At 69.4% G+C, this 25,767-nt stretch carries 23 protein-coding genes; 11 read left to right on the forward strand and 12 right to left on the reverse strand.

The features are described from left to right. Nucleotides 1-313 (forward strand): integrase core domain-containing protein (locus HLA95_RS11060; RefSeq protein ID WP_222183336.1); only part of this gene is annotated, 313 nt, incomplete at its 5' end. Between the two features lie 310 nt (nucleotides 314-623). On the opposite strand, the gene HLA95_RS11065 is transcribed toward HLA95_RS11060, so the two are convergent. Continuing rightward, nucleotides 624-2,309 (reverse strand): formate--tetrahydrofolate ligase, encoded by a 1,686-nt coding sequence (locus HLA95_RS11065; RefSeq protein ID WP_191061294.1) that lies wholly within the window; start codon nucleotides 2,307-2,309, stop codon nucleotides 624-626. 490 nt (nucleotides 2,310-2,799) lie between these two features. Here HLA95_RS11065 and HLA95_RS11070 point away from each other — a divergent pair, with 490 nt between their 5' ends. Genes HLA95_RS11070 through HLA95_RS11080 form a run of 3 tightly spaced genes read left to right on the forward strand, consistent with a single transcriptional unit; the run spans nucleotide 2,800 to nucleotide 7,442 of the window. Next, the gene (locus tag HLA95_RS11070; RefSeq protein WP_222183338.1) at nucleotides 2,800-4,026 is read left to right on the forward strand and encodes an efflux RND transporter periplasmic adaptor subunit; all 1,227 of its coding nucleotides are present in this window, start codon (nucleotides 2,800-2,802) and stop codon (nucleotides 4,024-4,026) included. After that, nucleotides 4,023-6,011, forward strand: coding sequence for a MacB family efflux pump subunit (locus HLA95_RS11075; RefSeq protein ID WP_370467483.1), 1,989 nt, complete (start codon nucleotides 4,023-4,025; stop codon nucleotides 6,009-6,011). The genes HLA95_RS11070 and HLA95_RS11075 overlap by 4 nt, the downstream gene beginning before the upstream one ends. Nucleotides 6,012-6,017: 6 nt before the next feature. Then, nucleotides 6,018-7,442: an efflux transporter outer membrane subunit gene (locus HLA95_RS11080; RefSeq protein WP_222183340.1), complete on the forward strand. Its 1,425-nt coding sequence runs from the start codon at nucleotides 6,018-6,020 to the stop codon at nucleotides 7,440-7,442. Here the strand turns inward: HLA95_RS11080 and HLA95_RS11085 are convergent. From HLA95_RS11085 to HLA95_RS11110, 6 genes are all read right to left on the reverse strand, one after another. Beyond that, complete coding sequence (locus HLA95_RS11085; RefSeq protein ID WP_222183341.1) at nucleotides 7,364-8,086, reverse strand: tetratricopeptide repeat protein; 723 nt, start codon at nucleotides 8,084-8,086, stop codon at nucleotides 7,364-7,366. The two genes, HLA95_RS11080 and HLA95_RS11085, sit on opposite strands and share 79 nt — an antisense overlap. Beyond that, nucleotides 8,083-8,769, reverse strand: coding sequence for a Fe2+-dependent dioxygenase (locus HLA95_RS11090; protein ID WP_191060611.1), 687 nt, complete (start codon nucleotides 8,767-8,769; stop codon nucleotides 8,083-8,085). Before HLA95_RS11090 ends, HLA95_RS11085 begins: the two co-directional genes overlap by 4 nt. A gap of 92 nt (nucleotides 8,770-8,861) precedes the next feature. Next, nucleotides 8,862-11,129, reverse strand: a complete 2,268-nt coding sequence (locus HLA95_RS11095) for a TonB-dependent receptor (RefSeq protein ID WP_191060612.1) — start codon at nucleotides 11,127-11,129, stop codon at nucleotides 8,862-8,864. A gap of 163 nt (nucleotides 11,130-11,292) precedes the next feature. Then, nucleotides 11,293-12,228, reverse strand: a complete 936-nt coding sequence (locus tag HLA95_RS11100; RefSeq protein ID WP_191060613.1) for an acetamidase/formamidase family protein — start codon at nucleotides 12,226-12,228, stop codon at nucleotides 11,293-11,295. Between the two features lie 29 nt (nucleotides 12,229-12,257). Beyond that, complete coding sequence (locus HLA95_RS11105; RefSeq protein ID WP_222183343.1) at nucleotides 12,258-12,959, reverse strand: hypothetical protein; 702 nt, start codon at nucleotides 12,957-12,959, stop codon at nucleotides 12,258-12,260. A gap of 72 nt (nucleotides 12,960-13,031) precedes the next feature. Further along, nucleotides 13,032-14,378 (reverse strand): TolC family outer membrane protein, encoded by a 1,347-nt coding sequence (locus HLA95_RS11110; protein WP_191062189.1) that lies wholly within the window; start codon nucleotides 14,376-14,378, stop codon nucleotides 13,032-13,034. Between the two features lie 168 nt (nucleotides 14,379-14,546). Here HLA95_RS11110 and dinB point away from each other — a divergent pair, with 168 nt between their 5' ends. Beyond that, a complete protein-coding gene (gene dinB / locus HLA95_RS11115) occupies nucleotides 14,547-15,638 on the forward strand; it encodes a DNA polymerase IV (RefSeq protein ID WP_322100125.1) in 1,092 nt (363 codons plus the stop codon). Here dinB and HLA95_RS11120 read toward each other — a convergent pair. Both HLA95_RS11120 and HLA95_RS11125 read right to left on the reverse strand, forming a co-directional pair. Beyond that, the gene (locus tag HLA95_RS11120; RefSeq protein WP_191061075.1) at nucleotides 15,629-16,348 is read right to left on the reverse strand and encodes a PilN family protein; all 720 of its coding nucleotides are present in this window, start codon (nucleotides 16,346-16,348) and stop codon (nucleotides 15,629-15,631) included. The genes dinB and HLA95_RS11120 overlap by 10 nt on opposite strands. 24 nt (nucleotides 16,349-16,372) lie before the next feature. After that, nucleotides 16,373-17,260, reverse strand: coding sequence for a pyruvate, water dikinase regulatory protein (locus HLA95_RS11125; RefSeq protein WP_191061074.1), 888 nt, complete (start codon nucleotides 17,258-17,260; stop codon nucleotides 16,373-16,375). A gap of 426 nt (nucleotides 17,261-17,686) precedes the next feature. Here HLA95_RS11125 and hemE point away from each other — a divergent pair, with 426 nt between their 5' ends. The 3 genes from hemE (at nucleotide 17,687) to rho (ending at nucleotide 21,413) form a co-directional block, all read left to right on the forward strand. Further along, nucleotides 17,687-18,748, forward strand: coding sequence for a uroporphyrinogen decarboxylase (gene hemE, locus HLA95_RS11130; protein WP_223861650.1), 1,062 nt, complete (start codon nucleotides 17,687-17,689; stop codon nucleotides 18,746-18,748). Nucleotides 18,749-18,905: 157 nt separating this feature from the next. Beyond that, the gene (gene hemJ, locus HLA95_RS11135; RefSeq protein ID WP_223861649.1) at nucleotides 18,906-19,337 is read left to right on the forward strand and encodes a protoporphyrinogen oxidase HemJ; all 432 of its coding nucleotides are present in this window, start codon (nucleotides 18,906-18,908) and stop codon (nucleotides 19,335-19,337) included. Nucleotides 19,338-20,165: 828 nt separating this feature from the next. Then, on the forward strand, nucleotides 20,166-21,413 hold the full coding sequence (gene rho / locus HLA95_RS11140; RefSeq protein ID WP_222183443.1) for a transcription termination factor Rho: 1,248 nt from the start codon (nucleotides 20,166-20,168) through the stop codon (nucleotides 21,411-21,413). A gap of 21 nt (nucleotides 21,414-21,434) precedes the next feature. Here rho and HLA95_RS11145 read toward each other — a convergent pair whose 3' ends face one another. Next, nucleotides 21,435-21,761 carry a YnfA family protein gene (locus HLA95_RS11145; RefSeq protein WP_191062133.1) on the reverse strand — a complete coding sequence of 109 codons (327 nt, stop codon included), beginning with the start codon at nucleotides 21,759-21,761 and terminating at the stop codon, nucleotides 21,435-21,437. A gap of 1 nt (nucleotide 21,762) precedes the next feature. After that, nucleotides 21,763-22,929, reverse strand: a complete 1,167-nt coding sequence (locus HLA95_RS11150; protein WP_222183347.1) for an FAD-dependent monooxygenase — start codon at nucleotides 22,927-22,929, stop codon at nucleotides 21,763-21,765. Between the two features lie 96 nt (nucleotides 22,930-23,025). Here HLA95_RS11150 and HLA95_RS11155 point away from each other — a divergent pair, with 96 nt between their 5' ends. The 3 genes from HLA95_RS11155 (at nucleotide 23,026) to HLA95_RS11165 (ending at nucleotide 24,797) form a co-directional block, all read left to right on the forward strand. Beyond that, nucleotides 23,026-23,631 (forward strand): hypothetical protein, encoded by a 606-nt coding sequence (locus tag HLA95_RS11155; RefSeq protein WP_191060812.1) that lies wholly within the window; start codon nucleotides 23,026-23,028, stop codon nucleotides 23,629-23,631. Between the two features lie 10 nt (nucleotides 23,632-23,641). After that, nucleotides 23,642-24,391, forward strand: coding sequence for a sulfite exporter TauE/SafE family protein (locus HLA95_RS11160; protein ID WP_191060813.1), 750 nt, complete (start codon nucleotides 23,642-23,644; stop codon nucleotides 24,389-24,391). A 106-nt stretch (nucleotides 24,392-24,497) separates the two neighbouring features. Beyond that, nucleotides 24,498-24,797 carry a hypothetical protein gene (locus HLA95_RS11165; RefSeq protein WP_191060814.1) on the forward strand — a complete coding sequence of 100 codons (300 nt, stop codon included), beginning with the start codon at nucleotides 24,498-24,500 and terminating at the stop codon, nucleotides 24,795-24,797. On the opposite strand, the gene HLA95_RS11170 is transcribed toward HLA95_RS11165, so the two are convergent. Further along, nucleotides 24,787-25,758, reverse strand: a complete 972-nt coding sequence (locus tag HLA95_RS11170; RefSeq protein WP_222183349.1) for a quinone oxidoreductase family protein — start codon at nucleotides 25,756-25,758, stop codon at nucleotides 24,787-24,789. The genes HLA95_RS11165 and HLA95_RS11170 overlap by 11 nt on opposite strands. Nucleotides 25,759-25,767 lie beyond the last annotated feature (9 nt).

The following is a 25,767-nucleotide window of genomic DNA, read 5'->3' on the forward strand; positions in this document are numbered from 1 at the left end:
CATCTTCGACCGCGTGTGCGACGAGAACGCCATCGACCACCGGCTGACCAAGGTGAACCATCCTTGGACCAACGGGCAGGTCGAGCGCATGAACCGCACGATCAAGGACGCGACGGTCAAGCGCTTCCACTACGAAAACCACGAGCAGCTCCGAAACCACCTGCAGCTGTTCGTCGATGCCTACAACCACGCCCGCCGGCTCAAGACCCTGCGTGGCCTCACGCCCTACGAGTTCATCTGCCAGACCTGGGCCAAAGAGCCCGATCGGTTCAGGCTCGACCCGTCACACCACATCCCGGGACCGTACACCTAGGGTCCGGGCAGTTAAGGCGAGGTTAAGCGCTGCCGGATCGAGTCGGGAGCAGCGCCAGGGTGATCGCCTGGATCCAGGCCGTACTTGCGGGACGGGATGCCCCGACATGTCCTCGGTCGAGCGACGTCACCGTATGATCCCGATTGCCGACCAGTCTGGCGGATCCAGGAGCAGGCGGCAGCACCCGGAGCCAACAGGGCGCTTGGGGCAGGCGCGGCGCCCGCCGGTTGGGCCAGCTTGTGGGACTGGCCGAAGGTGCCGCGACAGGCGCCGCACCTCCGGGTGCGGCGCTGCCGGGCCGACCCTGGCGTCAGAACAGGCCCTCGATATGCCCGTTCTCGTCGATGCGGATCGTTTCGGCGGCCGGTTTGCGCGGCAGGCCCGGCATGGTCATGATCTCGCCGCAGATCACCACCAGGAACTCCGCACCGCCGGACACGCGGACCTCGCGGATCGGCACCATGTGGTGCGAGGGCGCGCCCTTGAGGTTCGGGTCGGTGGAGAAGCTGTACTGGGTCTTGGCCACGCAGATCGGGAAATGGCCGTAGCCGGCCGCCTGCAGCTCCCTGAACTGGTCGCGGATCTTCTTGTCGGCGATGATGTCCTCGGCACCATAGATCTCGGTGGCGATGGTCTTCACCTTGTCCCAGAGCGGCATCTCGTCGGGGTAGAGGTGGGTGAAGCCGCGGCCGTCCAGGGGATGGCCCTCGTCGCACAGCCGGACGACGTGCTCGGACAGGCTGGTGATCCCGGCCGAGCCTTCCGCCCAGTGCGCGCAGACGAACGCCTCGACGCCCAGTTCCTGGCGGCAGTATTTCTGGACGAAGTCGTGCTCGGCCTGTGTGTCGGTCACGAAGTGGTTGATCGCGACCACCGAGGGCACGCCGAACTTGCGCACGTTGCGGACATGGCGGGCGAGGTTGACGATGCCCTTCTTCAGTGCGTCCAGGTCCTCCTTGCCGAGATCCTCCTTGGCTACCCCGCCATTGCTCTTGAGTGCCCGGATCGTGGCGACGATCACGACCGCATCCGGGGTGAGCCCGGCCTTGCGGCACTTGATGTCGAAGAACTTCTCTGCGCCTAAGTCGGCGCCGAAGCCGGCCTCGGTCACCACATAGTCGGCGAGCTTCAGCGCGGTGCGGGTCGCGATCGCCGAGTTGCAGCCATGGGCAATGTTGGCGAACGGGCCGCCATGGACGAAGGCCGGGTTGTTCTCCAGCGTCTGGACCAGGTTCGGCATGAAGGCGTCCTTGAGCAGGACCGCCATGGCACCCGGCGCCTTGATGTCCTTGGCCAGTACCGGCTTCCGGTCGCGGGTGTAGCCGACGATCATCCGGCCCAGCCGGTTCTCCAGGTCCTCCAGGCTGGTGGACAGGCAGAACACTGCCATCACCTCGGAAGCCACGGTGATGTCGAAGCCGTCCTCGCGCGGGAAGCCGTTGGCGACGCCGCCCAGCGAGCTGGTGATGTGGCGCAGCGCCCGGTCGTTCATGTCGAGCACCCGGCGCCAGGCGATGCGGCGCTCGTCCAGGCCCAGCTCGTTGCCCCAGTAGATGTGGTTGTCGACCATGGCGGCCAGCAGGTTGTGGGCGCTGCTGATCGCGTGGAAGTCGCCGGTGAAGTGGAGGTTGATCTGCTCCATCGGCACGATCTGGGCATAGCCGCCACCGGCGGCCCCGCCCTTCATGCCGAAGCAGGGCCCCAGCGACGGCTCGCGCAGGCAGATCATCGCCTTCCTGCCGATCCGGTTCAGCCCATCCCCTAAGCCCACCGTGGTGGTGGTCTTGCCCTCGCCGGCCGGCGTCGGGTTGATCGCGGTGACCAGGACCAGCTTGCCGTCCGGGCGGCCCTCGAGGCGCTCGATCACCGCATGGTCGACCTTGGCAATGGCCCGGCCATAGGGGTGCAGCTCGTCCGGCCCGATCCCGACCTTGGTCGCGACCTCCTGGATCGGCAGCATCTTCGCTGCCCGGGCAATCTCGATGTCGCTCGCCATGTCCGCCACGTCTCCCTTTCCGGGCCGCCTCTAGCCGCCTCTGTCGAGGCTAGCAATGAGCACGGACCGGCCGGGAAATGATCGCCTGGGAACGACCTGATCTTCCGTCAGCCTGCCAGGAGAGGCAGCGACGCCGGTGCCCGAATGGTGTCGGAAGTATTCAAGTGCCTGATCGGGGCGGAACTCTCGGGTTCGTTTCGCAAAAACGCCTTTTCTGGTCGCTGCCATGTCCGGGGAGACGCGCGGTGCGGCCGCAGCCGCGCAGCATGGCATGAGGCGGCCGGCTTTGGGGAGATGCCGGCCTGGCGGCGGCCACTGCCGGAACTTCTGGAGCTCTTCCAAAAGCCACGGGCAGACCTGCCAGGACGATGCGCCCCTTGTAACCGGCTGTTACAAGACTGCACATACTGGTGACGCGTCCGGGATCTATCGCTCCGGCAGTCCTGCTGCCGGGGTGAAGGGCGCATCGCCTGGACTGTCGCGGAGAATGATGAGCGAACTGGCGCCTTCCATTGCGACCATCAACCGGCCGGCCGGCGTCAGGCGCCCCAAGGGCCGGCACCGGCCCGGCTGGCTGGTCGGGCTCCTGGTCGTGCTGCTGCTGGCCGCGGCAGCCGGCGGCTATGCCTGGTGGCGAGGGCAGGGCCAGGCGGCGCAGGAATCGTTCAGGACCGCGGAGATCGTCCGGGGCGAGGTGGCCGACCTGGTCAGCGCGCTCGGCACGGTGGAGCCCGCATCCTATGTGGACGTGGGTGCCCAGGTCTCGGGCCAGCTCACCAAGCTGAACGCGGCGATCGGCGACCAGGTACAGGAAGGGCAGCTCCTGGGAGAGATCGATTCGCGGGTGCTGCAGTCGCGCCTGGCCACCGACATCGCCGAGCGCGACCGGCTGGAGGGCGTGCTGGCGCAGCAGGAGGCGCAGCGCGCGCTGGCCCAGGCCCAGGCCGAGCGGCAGCAGGCGATGTTCCGGGGCAACGCCACCAGCCGGGACGAGCTCGACATCGCCGAAGCCCAGGTCCGGGTGCTGGACGCGCAGATCCAGCAGACCAGGGCGCAGATCTCCGGCCAGGAGGCGACGCTCGCCGCTGATCGGGCGAACCTTTCCTTCACCAAGATCGCGGCACCCATGACCGGGACGGTGGTCTCGATGACCGCCGTGCAGGGGCAGACGCTGAACGCCAACCAGTCGGCACCGATCCTGCTGCGGATCGCCGATCTCGCCACCATGACCGTGGAGGTGCAGGTCTCCGAGGCCGACCAGCCGAAGCTGGAGCTCGGCATGAAGGTGCGCTTCAATACGCTGGGCCGGCCGGACCAGCAGCTCGAGGCGGAACTGCGCCAGATCTACCCCACCCCTGAGGTGGTGAACAACGTCACCCTCTATACCGCCCTGTTCGACGTGGCGAACCCGGACGGCCAGCTCCTGCCGCAGATGAGCGTGCAGGCCTTCTTCATCCGGGCCGAGGCCAACGACGTGCCGCTGGTGCCGCTGACCGCCCTTTCGCCGGCACCCGGCGGTGCCGGCGACGAGCGCGAGGTGCGGGTCCAGCGCCCCTCTGGGGAGGTCGAGACCCGGCGGATCCGGATCGGGGTCACCGACCGGGTCAATGCGGAGGTGGTGAGCGGCCTGGAACCCGGCGAGAAGGTCGTGTTGCGGAGCATCGCCTCGGCGCGCGGCGAGGGTGGCGGGCGGCCGCCCATGGGGCCGCGCCTGTGAGCCTCCTGGTCCAGACCCGGCCGCCCGCCGGTGCGGAGGTCCCGGCCGCGGCACCGCCGCCACTGATCAGCCTGCGCGGGATCACCCGCACCTTCCTGCGCGGCGAGACCGAGGTGCCGGCCCTGCGCGGGGTCGATCTCGACATCTGGCGCGGCGAGTTCGTCGCGATCATGGGCCAGTCGGGCTCCGGCAAGACCACGCTCATGAACATTCTGGGCCTGCTCGACCGGCCGAGCGGCGGCAGCTACCGGTTCGGGCCGGCGGAGGTCGGCGACCTGGAGCCAGCCGAGCGTGCCGAGCTGCGCCGCGACCGGTTCGGCTTCGTGTTCCAGCAGTACAATCTCCTGGCCACCGAGACGGCACTGGAGAATGTCGAGGTGCCGGCGGTCTATGCCGGGCGGCCCAAGCACGAGCGCAGCGAACGGGCGGCCGAGCTGCTCACCATGCTGGGCTTGGGCGAGCGGCTGGACCACAAGCCGGCCCAGCTCTCGGGCGGCCAGCAGCAGCGGGTCTCGATCGCACGCGCGCTGATGAATGGCGGCGAGGTGATCCTGGCCGACGAGCCCACCGGTGCCCTGGACAGCCAGAGTGGGCAGGACGTGATGCGCCTGCTCCGCGAGCTGCATGGGCTCGGGCACACCGTGATCCTGATCACCCACGACCGGCAGGTGGCGCAGCAGGCCGACCGGCTGGTGGAGGTGCGGGATGGGCGGATCATCGCCGACAGCGGCCCGGTCCTGCCGCCGCCGCGCAGCCGGCAGGTCACCGAGCCGGCGCCGGCCGGCACGTCGAGCCTGCCGATTGCCGGCGAGATCCTGAAGACCGCCGGGCGGGCGTTGTCGGCCAACCTGTTCCGCACCGCACTCACGCTGCTGGGCGTGGTGATCGGGGTGGCCTCGGTGGTCGCGATGCTGGCGATCGGCAACGGTGCCAAAAAGGAGGTGCTGGACCGGATCAGCGCCATGGGCCCCGACCTCATGCTGATCCGGCCGGGCGCGCGCAACGTGCGCACCGCGGATGGCACGGTCGCGACGCTGGTGGACGCGGACCGGCTGGCCCTGGAGCAGGTCGACAACATCAAGGGCGTGATCTCCGAATACACGTTCAGCGTCACCGCCAAGGCCGGCGGCGGGGACCTGGTCACCCAGAGCAACTCGACCGTACCGTCCTTCCCCGACGTGCGCGCCTGGCCGGTCGAATCCGGCAGCTTCTTCACCGCCGACGACCTGGTCGAGTTCGCGGCGGTGGCCGTGCTCGGCCGGACGGTGGCCGACAATCTGTTTCCCGGCACGGACGCGGTCGGCCAGTACGTGCTCCTGAACAGCATCCCCTTCCAGGTGATTGGGGTGATGGCGGCCAAGGGGGCCACCCCGTTCGGCTCGGACCAGGACGACGTGGTGTTCGTGCCGCTGACCACCGGGCAGTTGCGCCTGCACGGCAAGCCGTTCGTGCGCTCGATCACCGTGCAGGTCGCCGATACCAGCCGGATGGACCAGACCGAGGCCGAGGTCATGGCGGTGCTGGAGGCGCGCCACGGGGCGATGGACTTCCAGGTGCGCAACACGGCGGCGATCCTGGAGATGGCGACCGAATCGCAGAACACGCTGACCGTGCTGCTGGGCGCCATCGCCCTGATCTCCCTGCTGGTGGGCGGGATCGGGGTGATGAACATCATGCTGGTGAGCGTCACCGAGCGCACCCGCGAGATCGGGGTGCGCATGGCGACCGGGGCCAGGCCGCGCGACATCCTCCTGCAGTTCAATGCCGAGGCGCTGGCGGTCTGCCTGGTGGGCGGGGTGGTGGGCATCGCCCTGGGCGTGGGTACCGCGCTGGCGCTGGGGGCGTTCGGCCGCGCCGTCCTCCTGAGCCCGGAGCCGATCATCCTGGCGTTCGGCTGCGCGGTCGCGACCGGGCTGGTCTTCGGCTACCTGCCGGCCAGCAAGGCAGCCCGGCTGGATCCGGTCGCCGCCCTATCCTCGGACTGACGCCGCATGCGCATTCTCCTGGTGCCGATCCTGCTGGCAGGGCTCGCTGCCTGCGACGTCAGCCACCGCCTCGGCACGATGCCCACCGAGCCCGGCCAGCGCTTCGCCGCCCTGCCGGCCGAGGCCCAGCAGCGCTGGCCGGATCCCGGCTGGTGGCGGGCATTCGGGAGTTCGGAGCTGGACGGGCTGATCGCCGAGGCCGCTGCCGGCAACCGCGACCTGCAGGCGGCAGCGCAGCGGGTGGCCCAGGCCGAGGCGCAGACCCGGATCACCCGCGCGGCCCTGTTCCCCAGCGTCGACGCGGATCTCGGGGTCAGCCACGGCCGTTCTTCCTCCACCAATAACGGGAGCCGGAGCCGGACCCGCACCAGCTACAGCGGCTCGCTGTCCGCGTCGTACGAGCTGGACCTGGCCGGGGAGCTGCGTGACGTGGCCGAGGCCAGCCGGCTGCGGCTGCTCGGCAGCGCGTTCGCACAGGACACGCTGGCGCTGACGCTCACGGCCGACACTGCGGATGCCTACTTCACCCTGCTGGCCCTGCGCGACCGGCTGGCGCTGGCGCAGGACACGCTGGAGGCGGCAAGGAGGGTGCTGGGCATCGTGCGGGTACGGGCGGCGGCCGGCCAGGCGTCCGACCTGGAGGTGCAGCAGCAGCTCTCGGCGGTGAGCAGCCAGGAAGCCGCGGTGGCGGAGTTCGAGGGCGATGCGCGCCGCCAGGCCAACGCGCTCGCCACCCTGCTGGGCCGGCCGGCGGGCCATCTCGCGGTCGCGACGAGGGGGCTGCGCGAGCTGGCCCTGCCGCCGGTGATCGCGGGCCTGCCGTCCGAGCTGCTGCGCCGTCGCCCGGACCTGGTCCAGGCCGAGGCGGAGCTGGCGGCGGCGGGCTTCGACGCGCAGGCGGCGCGGGCGGCCCGCTTCCCGGTGGTGGCGCTCACCGCGTCGGGCGGGCTGCAGAGCGGCGAGCTCGGCGACCTGTTGAAGCTGGACGACGCGGTCTGGTCGCTGGCGGGTGCCGCGGTCGCCCCGGTGTTCGATGCCGGAAGGCTGGAAGCCGGCGAGGACCAGGCGGTGGCGCGTTTCCAGGAGCTGGCCGCCGGCTATTCCCAGGCGATCCTGACCGCCTTGCAGGACGTGGAGGATTCGCTGGTCCTGGTGGCTACGGCCGAGCGGACCTTCGCCCTGCGCCAGGCGGCCTACCGGGCGGCGAGCGAGGCCTACCGGATCGCCGAGCTGCGCTGGCGGACCGGTGCCGCCGATTTCCTCTCGGTGCTGCAGGCGCAGCAGACCGCCATCTCGGCAGCCGACACGCTCACCCAGGCCGATCTCGCCCGCTTCACGGCGAGCGTCAGCCTTTATCGTGCGTTGGGCGGCGGCTGGGACGAGGCGCCGGCCGAGCCGCTGCTGGCGAGCGTGCGCGCGCGCTCGCCGTAGCGGCGCAGGGCCGGGTCGGGATGGCCGGCCAGGAGGGGGGCGATCTCCCGCCAGAAGTCGGGGATGCCGCCTTCCACCGCCCGGTCCAGCCAGATCAGGGCCGGCTCGCGCTGGCCGGCGGCGAACAGGAAGCGGGCGAGGTTGAACTGGCCGCGAAAGTCGCCGCCCTTGGCGGCACGCCCGTACCAGCGCCAGGCCTTGGCTGGAGAGCGTGGGTGCAGCCAACCTTCCTCGCGATAATGGCCCAGCATGTTGGCGGCCTTGGCGTGGCCCTGGCGCGCGGCGCGCACGAACCAGAAGCAGGCCTCCCGGCGGTCCCGGGGAACGCCCTTGCCGTCATGGAGCAGGCTCGCGAGGTTGAACTGCGCCCAGGCGAAGCCCCGCTCCGCCGCCATGCGGTAGCAGGCGGCCGCGGCGGCGAGGTCCACCGGGCCGCCCCAGCCGAACTCGTGGCAGCGCCCGACCATGTTGATGCCCTCGGCGCTGCCGGCATCCGCCGCCTTCTGGAACCAGCGCCGGCCCTCGGTGCGGCTTTGCGGGACGCCGTTGCCGTCCACGCAGATCTGGCCAAGCAGGACCTGGGCGCGGGTCGAGCCGAACCGGGCCGCACTCTGGATCTGGCGGACCTCGTCCGCCCCGATCACAGCTCGGCCCAGCGGCGCAGGAGGTTGTGGTAGACGTTGGTGAGCCCCAGCACGGCCGGGCTGTCGTCGGGCAGCCGGCGGCGGGTCTCGATGATCGCCATGTCCAGGTCGTAGAGCAGGGCGCGCTCGCCGTCGTTCTTGAGCATGGACTGGGTCCAGAAGAACGAGGACCAGCGGCTGCCGCGGGTGACCTCGGTGACGCTGTGCAGGCTGGTGGCGGGATAGACCACCATGCTGCCGGCCTCGAGCTTCACCGCCTTGCTGCCATAGGTGTCGTGGATGATCAGCTCGCCGCCGTCATACTCCCCGGGCGGGGTGAGGAAGAGGGTGGAGGAGACATCGGCCCGCATCCGCATGCCGCCGGCACCCGGGATGGCGCGGATGGCGCCGTCCACATGGGCGCCGAACTTCATGCCGGTGTCGTAGCGGTTGAACATCGGCGGCAGCACGCGCAGCGGCATGGCCGCCGAGTTGAAGATCGGGTTGCGGGCCAGGGCCCGCAGGATGATCTCGCCGCATTCCCGCGCGGCCGGCGAGCCTTCCGGGATCTGCAGGTTGAACTTGCTCTTCGCGGCCTGCTCGCCGGCGGTCGCCTTGCCGTCGATCCAGGCGGCCTCTTCCAGCACCTTGCGGACGTGACGGACTTCTTCCTGTGTCAGTACGTCCTTGATCTGAACCAGCATGATCGGGCTTTCCCGTGGAATGGAAAAAGAGCGAAAGGCCCTTTGGGGCTTCCGCTCCGGAGCGATCGAGGTCGAAGGTCGCGACGAATCGATCAGAAGGTGGCGCCCACCGTCAGCAGGAAGGTCCGGCCCGAGGTCGGGATGGCCCGGGCGTTCTGGTTGGCGGCGTAGTTGAGCTCGTCGGTCAGGTTGTAGCCGTTGAGTGCCACCCGGTAGTTCTCGTAGCTGTAGGAGACCACCGCATCGAGCGAGAAGTTCTCCGGCAGCTCGGCGGTATTCGCGCTGTTGCCGAAGATCTCGTCACGATAGGTCACGCCGCCGCCCAGCAGCAGCGCGCCCGGCACCTGCTCGAAGTGCGAGAGGACATTGTAGGTGGTCCAGAGCGCGAACGAGTTCTTGGGGGCGTTCGGGACCTCGTTGCCTACCGTCGAGTCGGCGGGGTCCGCCGCGGTGGAGCTGCGGATCTCGGTGTCGAGATAGGTATAGGCAGCCGAGGCCGACCAGGCCTCGGTGAGGTAGCCGCCGATCCCGATCTCGAAGCCGCGCACCCGCTGCTTCTCGCCGGTGGCGGTCGACAGCCCGGTTTCGGGGTCGGTGTAGGTCGCGTTGTCCTTGTTGATCTGGAAGATCGAGGCGCTGATGCCCAGGCGCTGGTCGAGCACGCTGATCTTGCCGCCGAGCTCGAAGCTCTCGTTCTCCTCGGGCTCCAGGTTCGGCTGGGCGCCATTGATCGGGTTCGGCGCCAGGGCGACGAACTGGCCCGGCACGGTCGAGGAGGTCGCGTAGGAGAAGTAGTAGGTCTGGTTCTCGGTGGGCTCCCAGATCAGGCTGCCCTTGGGGCTCCAGAAGTCGTTGTCGGCCTCGTACTTGTTGTAGCCGTCATTGTTCCAGACCTTGTAGGTCGAGCTGTAGTCGTCCCAGCGCACGCCGCCCAGGACCGAGAACTGGTCGGTGAGCCAGAGCCGGTCGCTGACGAACACGCCGATGTCGGTGCCGTAGCTCTTGCGGACATTGTTCGGGTTGACCGGCAGCGTGTAGCTGTCGCTCCCGAAGAAGTCGCCCGGGTTGCGGATGGTCGGCGGGGTCTTGTCGCCGTCGACGCTGCGGCCGGCGCGATGGTCGTTCTGGTAGAAGATGTCGAGGCCGGCCACGACCTGGTTGCGGAAGCCCGCGACCTGGAAGTCGAACACGCCGGACGTGACGTTCTGGAAGCCCCAGGAATTCTGGTTGTAGGAAGGATTGCCGCCGCCATAGGTGATGGTCGGGTTGCCGCCGCCGAAGAACTCCTCGGAGCAGTCGGCATTGCAGCCGGGCACGCTCGCGGCGAACTCGCGGGTGTAATAGGCAAGGCGCGTGTCGTTGTTGAGCGAGATGCCCTCGGCGACCTGCCAGGAGGCGCGCGAGGTCAGCATGTCGATGTCCGACTTATCCTCGTCCTGCTTCTTGCCGTAGAAGCTGTCGCGGGACACGCCGAACTCGGTGACCGGCCGGGCGATCTCGCTGCCGGGCGGGGTGACCGACGGCACGCCGTAGTCCGGGGTCCGGTCGCCGTGCTGGTGCATGTAGTTGAGCGACCAGTTCAGGTCGGTGCCGAGGCCGAACGCGAGCGAGCCGGCCAGGCCCCAGCGATCCGACTGGACATGATCGCGGTCCTCGACGTCCTGGTCGTGGACCATGCCGACGACGCGCACGGCAGTGGTCTCGTTGATCTGCTGGTTGACGTCGCCCACCACGCGATAGAGCGGCCCGGTGCCGACCGAGCCGTCGATCGAGTGGCTGTTGCCCAGGCGCGCGGTCTTGGTCTGGGTGTTGATGACGCCGCCGGTCGAGCCGAAGCCGAAGGTCTCCGAGGACGGGCCCTTGAACACCTCGACCGATTCATAGTTGAAGCTGTCGCGAACATAGAGGCCGAAGTCGCGCAGCCCGTCCAGGTAGATGTCGCCCTTGGCGTCGAAGCCGCGGATGCGGAACTGATCGCCGTTCAGGCCGCCATTGCCCTCGCCCACCGCCACGGTGACGCTCGGCACGTTGCGCAGCGCCTGGTCGAGGCTGGTCACGCCCTGCTGGCGCAGCATCTCCTCGTTGATCACCTGGACCGACTGCGGCGTGTCCTGGATGGTGCCGGGCAGGCGGCCGATCCCGGTGGTGGCGCGCAGCGGGTTGGCCGGCTGCTCGCCTTCCACCAGCACCGGCGGCAATGCCACCGCACCGCTGGCGCCGGCGGCATCGTCCGTGCCGCCTTCCTGCGCCAGCGCCTCGCCAGGGGTTCCCCCCGCCGCCAGAGCGGCCACGCCGACCATGCCGACCACGGCGAACGCAGCCGGCATGACCGGCCAGTCGACCTCGACGTTGTGCTTCATTGTTGTCCCCCACTCGGCGCGGATCCCGTATGGGGGCGTGTATCGAGCACGATTACATGCGGTCAACGTTTCGCAACATGATTTCCGACAACAACGCCATGAAATCCTGCAATCGGTAACATTAGATTAATTACAGTTCCAAGTTACCCGCCAGTTACGCTGTTCATGGCAGCACGATCTTCGGGAAGTGGCAGCCGACGATCCAGTTGGGCTGGTCGACGATCTCGGTGATCTTCAGGTCGGCGCAGGCGGAGCAGAGCATGTAGGCCTCGACCGGCTCGATCTTCAGGCGCTCGGCGATCAGGTCGACCATCTGGTCGAGCGCGTCGATCGCGTTCTGCATCAGGTCCGGGCCGATGCCGGTGGTGACCAGATAGCCCTTGCCGTCGATGTGCCGGCCGCGCGGGGTCGGGTTGTCGATCACCGGGAACTTCGGCGCCCGCCCTTTGACCAGCTCGAGCTGGACCACGACGTTCATGGCGCTCTCGATCGCGGTGCCGCAGACCTCGCCGTCGCCCTGGGCGGCATGGGTGTCGCCCAGCGAGAACAGGCTGCCCTCGACCTCGACCGGGAAGGTGACGGTGCTGCCGACGCAGATGTCGGCGGTGTCCATGTTGCCGCCGACCCGGCGCGGCGGGACCACGCTGTGCGACCCGCCTTCCGCCAGGGCCTGGCCGATCACGCCGATGAAGGGCTTGATCGGCACCGAGGCACCGGCCTTGAACGGGGCCGGGGTCTTCAGGTCCGTCGCATAGTGCCAGTGGACGATCGCCGGGTCCTTGAACCGGTGCGCCAGCAGGCCGAAGCCCGGGATGTTGGCGGTCCAGCCCCAGCCCGACGGCTTCATGTCGCGCACATGCACGACCAGCGCGTCCCCGGGCTCGGCGCCTTCCACGTAGACCGGGCCGGTCGCCGGGTTGACCCCGCCGAAATCGAGACTGCCGACATCGGCCGTGGTCGAGGACGGGTTCAACTGCCCGCCGGATGCGTCGATCGTCTCGAACTCGATCGTGTCGCCGGGCCGGACCGTCAGCACGGGCCGCCGGCTGTTGTCCCAGCCGAAATGATGGTGCGCACGCTCGATGTAGTGCTCGGCCATGGCGGCCTCCTCCCTGGCTGGCGGCGCGATCAGCCGCTGCGCCGCTCGTTCTCGATAGCGAGCCAGCGGTCGCGCGCCCAGACGGCGACCGTCATGGCCTGCTGGATCAGCGGCCCGGCATCGCCCTCGGGCGGCACGGCCGCTCGCACCATACCCAGCACCTGCAGCGGGTCCAGGCTCACCGAAAGCCCGCACACCGCCCAGACCAGATCCGGCGCCGGCCTGGCCAGGGCGCAGGTGAACCCTTCCCCGTCGCGCTCAGAATGGGTGACACCGACCCGGTCGGTACGAAGTTCCGCAGCCAGCCTGCCGCCCAGCCGCGGCAGCGCACCCACGGCATCGCCCGGCTCCTCGAAGGCCCGCCAGATCGCGGCCGCTTCCTCGCCCTCGCCGAAGCGGAGCTCGAGCCTGGCCTCCCCGATCCCGCCCAGGGGGCGGTCGAACGCGGCAGCCGGCTCGAAGCTGGCCCGGCCGGGCGTCGCACCTTCGGGCGGGCCGCGCCCCAGTTCCGCCTGATCCAGCACGGCGAGCACGTCCCGGCCGGTAAAGGCCGGGCCGTCACCGGCAGGATCGTCGATGCCGAACGTGCCGGCCGACGCGGCGAACGGATCGATGCCGAGCGGGTCCGGGCCATCCAGGCCGGCCCCACCCACGCTCATGCCCTGGCCCCAGGCCGGCACGGCCAGGAGGAGGAGCAGCAGCATCTGCCCGATCAGTCGACACACCCGCATGCAGGCTTTCCTCCCTCCGCCCGGCCTCCTCGCCCGGGGTTGTCCCCCCGGGTCGAGCGTCGATGGCTGCCGTCAGTCCAGCAGGTCGCCCAGGCCGAACAGGCGCGAGCGGTTCTCGCGGTAGTAGGCCTCGGCGTCGTACCGCTCGACCGGCAGTTCCAGCCGGTCGGCGGTGAGCTGGCCGATCGAGGCGAGCAGCGCATAGGCCGCGATCGCCTCGTTGGCCTGGGCGCGCACCAGCTCGACCTGCGAGCCGAACAGTTCCTGCTCGGCATCGAGCACGTCGAGCACGGTCCGCGAGCCGACCTGCGCTTCCTGCTCCACGCCTTCCAGGGCGATCTGGTTGGCGCGCACCTGGGCCTGGCGCGAGCGGATGTTGGAGGTGCTGGTCTGCAGCGTTTCCCAGGCAGTGGTCACGGTCTCGGCGACACTGCGCTGGGTCGCGACCAGCTGCTCGTCGCGCTGCCGCGCCAGCTGCTTGTTCTGCCGGACCTGGGAATATTCCGCACCGCCCTGGTAGAGCGGCACGGTGACCTGCACGCCGATCGAGGCATCGCGCTGCCAGGCGAGATTGGTGCTAGGCTCGTCCGCGTAGGAGGCGCTGGCACGCAGGTCGACCTGCGGCAGCAGCCGGGAGAACGCGACATCCACGTCATCCCTGGCCGCGGCCAGCGTGTACTGGGCCGTGGCGATGTTCGGGTTGGCCGCAGCCAGCTCCTGCGCTTCCGCCTCGTTGGCCGGCAGGGCGGCGGGACGGCCCGGCTGGTCGACCTTCTCCGGCTCCTGGGCGATGATCCGCCGGAAGGTGGCGATCGAGTTGGCCAGCAGGCCTTCCGCCTCGACCCGCGAGGCCTCGGCAGCGGCCAGGCGCGCCTCGGCCTGGGCGACGTCGGTGCGGGCGACCTCGCCCACGTTGAAGCGGTCGCGGGTCGCCTGGAGCTGGCGCTGGAGCCGCTTCTCGTTGTTGATCGCCAGATCCAGCACCGAGCGGTCGCGCCACACACCGGCATAGGCCTGGACCGCGTCGTAGAGCACCTGCTGCTCGGCCACGATCAGGTTGGCGCGGTTGGCGCGGACGGTGTTCTCCGAGGCGCGCAGGTTCGCATCCAGCCCGCCACCCCGGTAGAGCGGCTGGGTGACGCTCAGCCCGATCGCGGAGGAATCCAGCGTGGCGTCGCCCTGGCTGGTGTCCAGATCGATGATGTCGTAGCTCGCCGTGGCGCCGACCTGCGGCCGGTAGCCGGACAGCGCCTGGGAAACCAGCTCGTCCGTGGCACGCAACTGGGCACGCGCGGCCCCCAGATCCGGGTTGGTCCGGTACGCATTGGCCAGGGCTTCCTGCAGGGTCTGCGCCTGCGCCGTACCTGCGGCGAGGGCCCCCAGCGCCGAGGCGAGGACAAGAAGACCCTTCAACCGCATGCCGATCTCCCGTTGCGCGCGCCCATCGGCGGCGATCCTGCTGGGACCGCCGTTACAACTTTGCCAGAGTGATCGCCACCCGCGGCCGCGGCAAGCATGGACACTATGTCCGATCCGCTACACTCGGCCGCCGTGTAGGGAATGCCACATGATGCGGAGCCGGCGGAGGTGAGCAGGCGCGCCATCGTCCATGTCGACATGGACGCGTTCTATGCGTCGGTGGAGCAGCGCGACGACCCGGCACTGCGGGGCCGGCCGGTGGCGGTGGGCGGGCGCGAGGGGCGCGGCGTGGTGGCGGCCGCCAGCTACGAGGCCCGGGCCTTCGGGGTGCGCTCGGCCATGCCGGCCCACGAGGCGCTGCGCCGCTGCCCGGAGCTGCGCTTCGTGCGGCCACGCTTCGACGTGTATCGCGAGGTGAGCGGGCAGATCCGCACGATCTTCCGCCGCTTCACCCTGCTGGTCGAGCCGCTCTCGCTGGACGAGGCCTATCTGGACGTGACCCGCCCGATGGACGGGCCGGCCGACCCGGTGGCGCTGGCCCGCCTGATCAAGGAACTGATCCTGGCGGAAACCGGGCTCACCGCCTCGGCCGGTGTGTCGTTCAACAAGTTCCTGGCGAAGACCGCGTCCGGCATGAACAAGCCGGACGGGCTGACCGTGATCGCCGAGGCCGACGTCGCACCCTTGCTGGCAAGGCTGGCCGTCGAGGAGTTCCATGGCGTGGGGCCGCGCACCGCCGAAAAGCTGCGCGCGGTGGGGATCGCGTCCGGCGCCGACCTGCGCGCCACCTCCGAGGCCTGGCTGGTGCGCCGGTTCGGCCGCCACGGCGCCTGGCTCGCCCGCATCGCCCAGGGCCTGGACGACCGGCCGGTGGAGCCCGACCGGCCGCGGCGCTCGGTGTCGGTGGAGCAGACCTTCCCGCGCGACTTGGTCGATCCCGCAGCCCTGCTGGCGGAGCTCCGTGCACTCACCGAGAATCTCAACCGCAGGTTAGCCAGCACCGGCTTTCGCGGCCGCTCGGTCGTGCTCAAGATCCGCACGGCCGACTTCGTCACCAGGACCCGCACCACCACGCCACGACCTTTTCCCCAGGATGTCGAAAATATGTGGAAAATCGCGGCCGGGCTGCTGGAACGACCCAAGCTGCCGCGAGACCCGGTGCGGCTTCTGGGCTTGGGTGTCAGCGATGGCGGCGACGATGCCGATCCCCGCCAGCTCGACCTGTTCGGCCGTTCCCGGCCGGATTCTCCTCAGGGATAGGCACAGTCCTGCATCACCGCCTCGATGCCGGGGCTTTTCGCGCCAAGCGCGAAGGTGAAGTGGTACTCGCGGTTCCCGTCGACCACCGAATGTCCCTGCGGCAGCACGCCCTTGACCAGTTCCAGGTTGCCGCCGATCCGCAGGAGCCGGATCTCCACGGGCTTGGCCGGGTCGAACCCATCGCCCGGCGTGCCGTCCGGCTGCGTCACCGGCGATGCGGTGGCGCTGACCGTGATGCGGTTGTCGAGAAAGGCCACAGTCTGCAGCGGGCTGACGTCGCTCGGCAGGCGCGGCAGGAAGCGGCGGCGCTCGACGCCGTCGCGGCATTGCCGCTCGGCCCGGGCCTGGCCGACGACGAAGCGCAGCCGCTCGATGGGAACGCCGTCCGCTACCCGCGTGCGCAGCAGGTCGACCAGGGCGCCGAACTCGCCGCGAGGAACGCGTTCCTCCAGTTCCCGGATCGTCCGGTGGGCGGCGGCCAGGGCATCGGCCTGGCGCTGCTCCGCCTGGGCATGACGCAGCCCGGCCTGCCGGCTGCGTTCGTCCAGCTCGAGGAGGCGCGCATCGAGTGCCTGCACCAGCGCCTCACCCTTGGCGCCGCCCGCCTCCAGGCCGAACCAGAAGGCCAGGGCCAGGACCAAGAGCCCCGTCCCCGGCAGCAGGACCCAGCGAAACCACTGCGGCCGGCGGCGCAGCCGGTGGCTGCTCACCGGCAGCCTCGCCGGTGGCACTGCTCACTCATCGTCCTGCAGCCAGTCGGCAGCGGCGATCGAGCTCCTGGGCCCGGTCACCAGCGCCGGGTCGCGCCTAGCCTGCAGGAGCTGCAGCACCGCGGCGGCGGTCTCTTCCACCGAGCGGCGGGTCACGTCGATCTCGGGCCAGCCGAACTTGCGGAACATCCGCCTGGCCATCACCAGCTCCTCGCGGACCCGGTCCGCCTCGGCATAGTCGCCGCCGAACTGCCCCTCGTCCCCGACGCCCATGTGCTTTTGCCGGTTGCGCCGGATCGAGGTCAGGTGCTCGGCATTGATGGTGAGGCCGACGATGAGCGGCCGCTTCAGCTTCTCCAGGTAGCGCAGCTGCGGCATGTCCGGGACGATCGGGACATTGGCCGCCTTGATGCCGCGATTGGCGAGATAGACGCAGGTCGGCGTCTTGGAGGTGCGTGACACCCCGACCAGCACCACGTCGGCCTCGTCCAGCCGCTCGGGCGCCTGGCCGTCGTCGTGGCGCATCGCGAAGTCCATGGCGGCGATGCGCGAGAAGTAGCCCGCGTCCATCTCGTGCTGCTTGCCGATCTTCGGCATGCCCGACGAGCCCACCATCTGGGTGAGCGCATTCATCACCACGTCCAGGACCGGGACGCAGGGCACGTCCATCTGGGCGCAGCGCTCCTGCAGGATCTGGCGCAGGTCCGGCGAGATCAGGGTGAAGATCACCATCCCGGGCATCATGCCGATGATGGAGAGCACCTTCTCGAGCTGGGCGCGGGTCCGGACGAAGAACCAGACATGCTCGACCGGGACCACGTCCTCGAACTGGGACACGGCGGCGCGCGCCACGGTCGTGACCGTCTCGCCCGTACTGTCCGAGATCAGGTGCAGGTGCAGCCGCAAGGTCATCGTCCCGTCCGCTGGCCCCGGCACGCCATCGGAGCTGTGGATGAATGGTGGACAATTCCATGCTTGCGGGACGGGCCGCCGAACCGTCCGCATCTCAGCCTGTCCATCCACCCGTCTCCCGATATTCGACACCCATGGGGAAAGCTTCGACGACCGACGATGCACGCAGGGACGATAGCGTCGGACAATCCCCCACTTCCACCGAATCCTTATCCCCCGGGCAAGGTGCGGAATAAACTGGCCTTTTTACGGATGTTCCAGCATTTGTACCCAGGACGCGGCGCCCGGCTGGAGGCTGGGCAGACGGCAGGGAGATCCGGGGGACCGTCTGGCAATCCCGGCTCAGGCCCTCCCTACAACCACCACTGCAACCTGTTCTTCTCCATTCGATTCGCAAAAGAACAGATTCTTAGGAACTGTTGACCTGTGGACAAATCCGGCTCGCCGATCCGTTCGGCTGACAAGCTGCTGATCCGGTCTCTCAAGGGTCAGCCGGCGGCACGCCCGCCGTTCTGGCTGATGCGCCAGGCGGGGCGCTATCTCCCCGAGTATCGCGAGATACGCAAAGAGGTGCCGGACTTTTTCTCCTTATGCTATAACCCGGACCTTGCGGTGGAGGTGACCCTCCAGCCGATCCGGCGGTTCGGCATGGACGCGGCCATCCTGTTCTCCGACATCCTGGTGGTGCCGGACGCATTGGGCGTGCCGGTCACCTTCGCCCAGGGAGAGGGGCCGGTGCTGACGCCGGTCAGGACCGTTGAGGCCCTGGCGCGGCTCAGCATGGATCAGTTGCACGAGCGCCTGACTCCGGTTTATGCGACGCTCAGCCGGCTCAGGCAGGAGCTGCCGCCGGAGACGGCGCTCATCGGCTTTGCCGGCGCGCCCTGGACGCTCGCGGCCTATGTGGTCGAAGGCGGCGGCTCGAAGGACTTTGCGGCCGCGCGTACGCTGGCCCGCTGCGAGCCGGAGCTGTTCGGCCGGCTGATCGAGCTGCTGACCGACGCGGTGATCGCCTTTCTCGACCGGCAGGTGCAGGCCGGTGCGGAGGTCCTGCAGCTGTTCGACAGCTGGGCCGGCGCCCTGCCGCCCGACCAGCTCGAGCTATGGGCGGTCCGGCCGGTGCAGCGGATCGTGGCGGAGCTCAAGGTCCGGCACCCCGACATCCCGGTGATCCATTTCCCGCGCGGCGTCGGCCTGGCGCTGCCCGAGGTGGCGGCCAGGGTGAGGGCCAATGGGCTCAGCCTCGACACGAGCGTGCCGATGGCCGAAGCGGTCCGGCTCCTGCCGCGCGACCTGTGCCTCCAGGGCAATCTCGACCCGGTCGACCTGGTGGCCGGCGGCGAGGGCATGCTGGCGCGGCTGGCGGCGCTGGCCAAGGCCAACCAGGGCCGGCCCTGGATCTTCAACCTCGGCCACGGCGTGCTGCAGCAGACCGATCCCGGCGAGGTGCAGCGGCTGGCCGACGCAGTGCGCGCGCTGCACGTCTAATATCGCTGTCAGACTTGAAATCCTCGCCGCGATGGGCCATTGATCAGGGGCGGCACCCTTGCCGTCCCCTGAAAACTTCCCGCTTCATCGACGTTCGCCAGGCTCCCATGATGGAGCCCGACAGGATCGTACGATCGGAAGCGCACGCGAGGTCCGGTTGAGCGACTGGTCGCTCTGGCTGAAATCCCTGCACATCATGGCATTCGCCGCCTGGATGGCGGCGATGTGGTATCTGCCGCGCCTGATGGTGTACCATGTCGACAAGGTCATCGGCGGTGATTCGTCGGAGACTTTCAAGATCATGGAGCGGCGGCTCCTGAAGGGGATCGCCACCCCTGCCATGATTCTCACCTTCGTGTTCGGGATCTGGCTCGCGATCGTGCAGAACCAGTTCTCCGATGGCTGGCTGCACGCGAAGCTCCTCCTGGTGCTGCTGCTCGCCGGCTGCCACGGCTTCCTGGCCGGCCAGGTCCGGAAGCTGGCGCGGGACGAGCGGCCCAGGCCGGCCGGCTTCTACCGGATGATCAACGAGGTTCCGACCCTGCTGTTCGTCGGGATCGTTCTCCTGGTGATCCTCAAGCCCTTCTGATCTCTCGAGTTCTTTTCCGCGAGAACCATCTTGTCCGACGATACGACCGAATCCATCACGACCTCGCCCGAGACCACCGAGGGACCCGTCAAGCCGACCGGTGCCAGGCGCCGGCGCACGCGCACCCGGAGCGAGCGGGCCAAGGATGCAGCGGCTGCCGAGCTGCCGCTCGACGATGGTGGCCAGGAAGCCGATGGCGATAACGACGCAGGCCTGCAGCGGGCACTGGGGCTGGATCCCGGTGTGGACGAGCCGCCCCGCGAGCGGCCGGCCCGCGGGCGCCGGCCCAAGGCCGAGGCGGCACCACGCACCGACGAGGCCGGTCCGGTGGCGGAACCCGCGCCCGGCGGCGGTGATGCCTTTGGCGGGCTGACCGAGGCGGTGGCGGACCAGGGTGCGGGCCGGGATCTTTCTTCCGAGCCGCAGCCGGTCATCACCATTCCGCCGATGCCGGGCGAGGAGCCGGGCGACGTCACCCCGCCGCCCGCACCGGTCCGGGCCGAGCGGCCGGAGCGGCCGGAGCGGGATGACCGCCAGGACCGGCGCGAGCGGGGCCAGGACCGGCCGCAGCAGGACCGCCAGCAGGATCGCGGGCCGCGCCAGGACCGGCAGCGGGAGTTCCGCGAGCCGCGCGAGTTCCGCGAACGCCAGGACAACCGCAACAATTTCGAGCGCAACCGCAGCGAGTTCCGCCGCGATCGCGACGACGGCCGCCAGCGCCATTTCGAGCAGCGCCGCGGCGGTGGTCGTCATGACGGGCTGCCGCGGGTGCGCGAGGAGGAGGAGCTGGCCGCCGCGGAGATCGCCGCGGACGTCAACCGGCCGACCATCAACCTCACCGAGCTGAAGCGCCGCTCGCCCGCCGAGCTGCTGACCTATGCCGAAGAGCTGGGCATCGAGCAGCCGAGCGCCCTGAAGAAGGGCGACCTGATCTTCGCGGTGCTCAAGCGGCTGGCCGAGACCGACATCGCGATCACGGGCGATGGCGTGATCGAGATCCTCCAGGACGGCTTCGGCTTCCTGCGCTCGCCGGACGTGAACTACGTGGCGGGGCCGGACGACGTCTACGTGTCGCCCTCGCAGATACGCCGCTTCGGCCTGCGCACCGGCGACGTGGTGCATGGCCTGGTGCGCGCACCCAAGGAGGGCGAGCGCTACTTTGCCCTGCTGCGCGCCAACACGATCAATTTCGAGGAGCCGGAGAAGGCTCGGCACCGCGTCCATTTCGAGAACCTGACGCCCTATTACCCGACCGAGAAGATCAAGCTCGAGGTCACGGGCGCCAAGGACATGAGCACGCGGATCATCGACATGACCTCGCCGCTGGGCAAGGGTCAGCGTGCGCTGATCGTGGCGCCGCCCCGGGTCGGCAAGACCGTGCTGATGCAGAACATCGCGCACGCGATCATGGCGAACCACCCCGAGGTGTTCCTGATCGTGCTGCTGATCGACGAGCGGCCGGAAGAGGTCACCGACATGCAGCGCACCGTGCGCGGCGAGGTGGTTTCCTCGACCTTCGACGAGCCGGCGACCCGCCATGTCCAGGTCGCCGAGATGGTGATCGAGAAGGCCAAGCGCCTGGTCGAGATGGGCAAGGACGTGGTGATCCTGCTGGACAGCATCACCCGCCTGGCCCGCGCCTACAACACGGTGGTGCCGTCGTCGGGCAAGGTGCTGACCGGCGGTGTCGACGCCAACGCCCTGCAGCGGCCCAAGCGCTTCTTCGGTGCGGCGCGCAACATCGAGACGGGCGGCTCGCTCACCATCATCGCCACCGCGCTGATCGATACCGGCTCGCGCATGGACGAGGTGATCTTCGAGGAGTTCAAGGGTACCGGCAACTCGGAGATCGTGCTGGATCGGCGGATCGCCGACAAGCGCGTGTTCCCGTCGCTCGACGTGCAGAAGTCCGGCACCCGCAAGGAGGAGCTGCTGGTCGATCGTGGCACGCTCCAGCGCATGTGGGTCCTGCGCCGCATCCTCAGCCCGATGGGCACGGTGGATGCGATCGAGTTCCTGCTCGACAAGATGAAGCACGCCAAGACCAACGACGACTTCTGGAACACCATGAACTGATCCGGCGGGTCCCGCTTCGGCTCAGGCCGGGCGGGGCCCGAACAGGATCAAGGCTGCGCCCAGCAGGCAGACCAGCGTGCCGGCCAGATCCCAGCGATCCGGGCGCACCCCCTCGGCTGCCCAGAGCCAGAACAGGCTCGCGAGGATGTAGATGCCGCCATAGGCCGCAAAGGCGCGTCCCGCGGCATCTGCCGGGCTCAGCGTCAGGAGCCAGGCGAATAAAGCGAGACTGGCCATGCCGGGCACCAGCCAGAGGGCGGAGCGGCCCAGGCGCAGCCAGGCCCAGAACGCGAAGCAGCCGGCGATCTCGGCCAGGGCAGCGCCGAGATAGATCGGCAGAACCGACATCTCAGGCCCGCATGCCGCGCTGGATGGCGAACCGCCGCAGCGGCCGCAGCCGGTCCAGCAGGGTGAGGGCCGCCCCGCGGGCGCGCGTGACCGGCACCAGCTCGTTGGTGAACAGCCGGGCGAGGCCGTGGGTCAGCCAGATCGAGCGCGTGTTCGGGCCGCGCCGCTGCCGCTCATAGGCGCGCAGGACGTCGGGCGAGCCCGGCTCGTCCGGCCGCGCCGCGATCAGCCGCACCAGGGCCGCCACGTCGGCGATTCCCATGTTGAAGCCCTGGGCGTGGATGGGATGGACGCCATGCGCGGCATCGCCGACCAGGGCCAAGCGGGGGGCCACGTAGCGGTCGGCATGCTGGCCGGAGAGCGGCCAGACGCCCACCGGGCTGTCCAGCTCGGGCTCGCCCAGTGCGTGGTCCAGTGCCTCGTCCAGCTCGGTCAGCAACTGCGCCGGCTCGCCTTCGGCCAGGGCCTTCGCCCGCTCCGGCGTCTCCACCCAGGTGATCCCGGTGCGGTCGGCGCGCAGCGGCAGCGTCGCGAGCGGCCCGCCCTTGCGCATCCGCTCCAGCACCGCACCGCCATTGTCGACCGGGTGGCGGACGATGAAGCCCAGGGCTGCATGGCCATAGCTCCAGCGCTGCAGGCCGATCCCGGCCAGCTTGCGCAGGCCGGAGCCGCGGCCGTCCGCGCCGATCACCAGGCCGGCCGGCAGCCGCGTGCCCCCTTCGGTGCGGACGGCGATGCCTTCGGCATCGCGCTCGATGGCGCTGACCCGGTCGGTGACCAAGTGGCGGCGGCCGGCCTGCTCCAGGAACAGGTCGAGCAGCACCTGGCGCAGGACCCGGTTCTCGAAGCCCTGGCCGAACGGGACCGGGCCCGGTGCATCCTCCTCCCGGTAGCTGACCTTGGCTGCACTGCCGACGTCCAGCACCTCGACCCGCCGGATCGGCGCGCCATAGGGGGCCAGCGGCGCCCACAGGCCCAGCTCCTCGAGCTGTAGGATGCTGCCGGCCAGGAGTGCCAGGGTCCGCCCGTCGGGCGGCGCCTTGCGGATCGCCGCCGGCGCCGCCGGCTCGACCACCTGGACATCGATCCCATGGCCTGCGAGCGCCAGGCCCATGAGCAGGCCGGCATGGCCGCCACCCACCACGACGACCCGGTCATTCCGGCTCATCGGCCAGCTCCCGCAGCCGGGCGTTTCCGGACGCTCGACGACGCAGGGACGGGCAGGCTAGGTTCAGGGCCGGTCGGGGAAGTTGCGGTTGGTTCCATGCGTCTCGTTGCCCTTGTCTGCGCCCTGTTGCTGGCTGCCACCCTGCCGGCGTCCGCCGATCAGGTCACCGATCAGATCGATCTCGGCAAGCAGTACTACGAAGAAGGTGACCTGGGGGGCGCCATCAACGAGCTGCAGTTCGCGATCCAGGACATCCGGTCGCAGCTCGCCGAGCAATATCGCGCGGGCTTCCCGCCAGCACCCACGGGCTGGACGTTTGAGGACAGCGAGGAGGACAGCAGCGCCGCCATGGCGATGTTCGGCGGCGGCACGTCGGTCGTCCGCACCTACACGCAGGAGGGCGGCGACGGCTCGATCGAGGCCCGGATCTCGGTGGACAACCCGATGATCCAGGGGCTGGCGGCGATGGTCAGCAACCCGGCGCTGATCGCGGCCAATCCCGGCGCCAAGCGGGTTCGGGTCGGGCGGGACAATGCGATGGTGCAGTTCGAGGAGGGCGGCGACAGCGGCCAGGCCACGCTGATCCTGGGCGGGCGGATCATGCTGCAGTTGGAAGGGCGCGGGCTGGAGAACGGCCAGATCCTGGAGGACATGACCCAGGCCTGGCAAGTGGACGTGCTCAAGAAGATCGCCGGGATGTGAGCCCACTTCGTTGAACCAGGACCTGTTCTACTGGACGCTGGTGATCACCGGCGTCCTGATCAGCGCGCTCAGCAAAGGTGGCTTCGGCGGCGGGCTCGGTATGGTGTCGGTGCCGCTGATGAGCTGGGTGATGTCTCCTGCCCATGCCGCGGCGATCATGCTGCCGCTGCTCTGCCTGATGGACGCGATCGGCGTGTGGGCGTACCGCCGCAGCTGGAGCCGGGCGGCGGTGGCGGCCCTCCTGCCCAGCGCGCTGGTCGGAATCGTGCTCGGCACCCTGGCGTTCGACTGGCTGTCGGAGGACGCCGTGCGCATCCTCCTGGGCGCCACTTCGGTGCTGTTCTCGCTGGACTGGTTCCTGCGCCCGGCGGCCAGGATCGGCACCGGCAAGCCGCCCCGGCCGCTGTCCGGCATGCTGCTGGGCAGTGCCGCCGGCTTCACCAGCACGATTGCCCATGCCGGCGGACCGCCCGCCAACCTCTATCTGGTGCCGCTGCGGCTGAACAAGACGGTGTTCGTCGGCACGATGACCATCCTGTTCGCCGCCATCAACCTCGCCAAGCTGCCGCCCTACTTCATGATCGGCCTGTTCGACCAGTCGATCGTCACCACCATCCTCTGCATGGTACCGGTGGCGGCACTGGGCATGCTGGCGGGGGTGTGGCTGCACCACCGGGTCAGCGACCGGTGGTTCTATCCCTTATGCGTGGGCTTCGTGTTGCTGACCGGGGTCAAGCTGCTCTGGGACGGGTTCATGTGACCCTGCGGCTGGCCGGCCTCCTGCTGCTGATCGCGGCACCTGCCCTGGCCGGGCCGGGCCGCGCGACAGGCTGCCACCCTATGGGCGCTGCGCCTATGACCAGGAAGTGCTGCGCTATTGCGGCCTGTGGAACGACACACTGGCCGCCGGGGCCGAGCTTGCCTGTGCCGAGGCGAAGGCGGCCGATGGCCTGGACGAGCAGGGAGTCAGTGCTGCCAGGATCACGGCCGCTGTCGCGTTCGACCGCGAATGGCAGAACCGCTCGATCAGCGGCAAGCGGCTCTGGTGCCTGAGCGAGGGGCGGGCGGCGGCACTGGCCTTCTATGACCGCTGGCTCCAGGACCGGTTCAAGGAGCCGGCCGGGCTCGCGAAGGAGACCTGGCCGGCGGATACGGTCAGGGAATGAGCACCGTGGCGCCGGTGGTCTTGCGCGCCTCCAGGTCGCGATGGGCCGCGGCCGCGTCGGCCAGTGGGTATTTCTGCTCCACCTGGATCTTCACCGCCCCGCTCGCGACCACGTCGGTCAGGTCCTTGGCGGTCTCGAGCAGGTCCTGGCGCTCGGCGACATAGGAGAACAGGGTCGGCCGGGTCAGGAACAGGGAGCCCTTCTGGGCGAGCAGCCCGGTGTCGAACGGCTCCACCTTGCCGGACGACTGGCCGAAGGTGACCATCATGCCGAGGCGCTTCAGGCAGTCCAGCGACTTCAGGAACGTGTCCTTGCCGACCGAATCATAGACGACGTCCACGCCCTTGCCGTCGGTCAGCTCCTTGACCCGGGCGACGAAGTCCTCGCGGCTGTAGACGATCGGGTGGTCGCAGCCATGCGCCTTGGCGAGCTCGGCCTTCTCGTCGGTCGAGACCGTGCCGATCACGGTGGCGCCCAGGTGCTTCGCCCACTGGCAGACGATCAGGCCCACCCCGCCGGCCGCGGCATGGATCAGGATGGTCTGGCCGGCCTCGACGCGGAAGGTGCGGCGCAGGAGATAGCGGGCGGTCATGCCCTTCAGCATCATGGCGCAGGCCACCTCGTCCGGGATCGCATCCGGGACGGGAACGAGCGGGGCAGCCGGCATCACCCGCATATCGGTATAGGCGCCGATCGGCCCGGTGCCATAGGCGACCCGCTGGCCGACCTTCAGGTCGACGCCCTCGCCGACCGCCTCGATGATGCCGCAGCCCTCGAAGCCCGGCGTGAAGGGCAGGGGTGTAGGATAGAGGCCGGTGCGGAAGTAGCAGTCGATGAAGTTCAGGCCGACCGCGCGTTGGCGCAGCAGCACCTCGCCGGGGCCCGGCCGGGTCGGCTCGAAGCTCTCGGTTTCCATTACCTCCGGGCCGCCCGTCCTGCGCACCACTACTCGGGTCGCCATCCGCTTCAT

The organism is Geminicoccus harenae (assembly GCF_019800005.1).
Taxonomy (GTDB): Bacteria; Pseudomonadota; Alphaproteobacteria; order Geminicoccales; family Geminicoccaceae; genus Geminicoccus; species Geminicoccus harenae.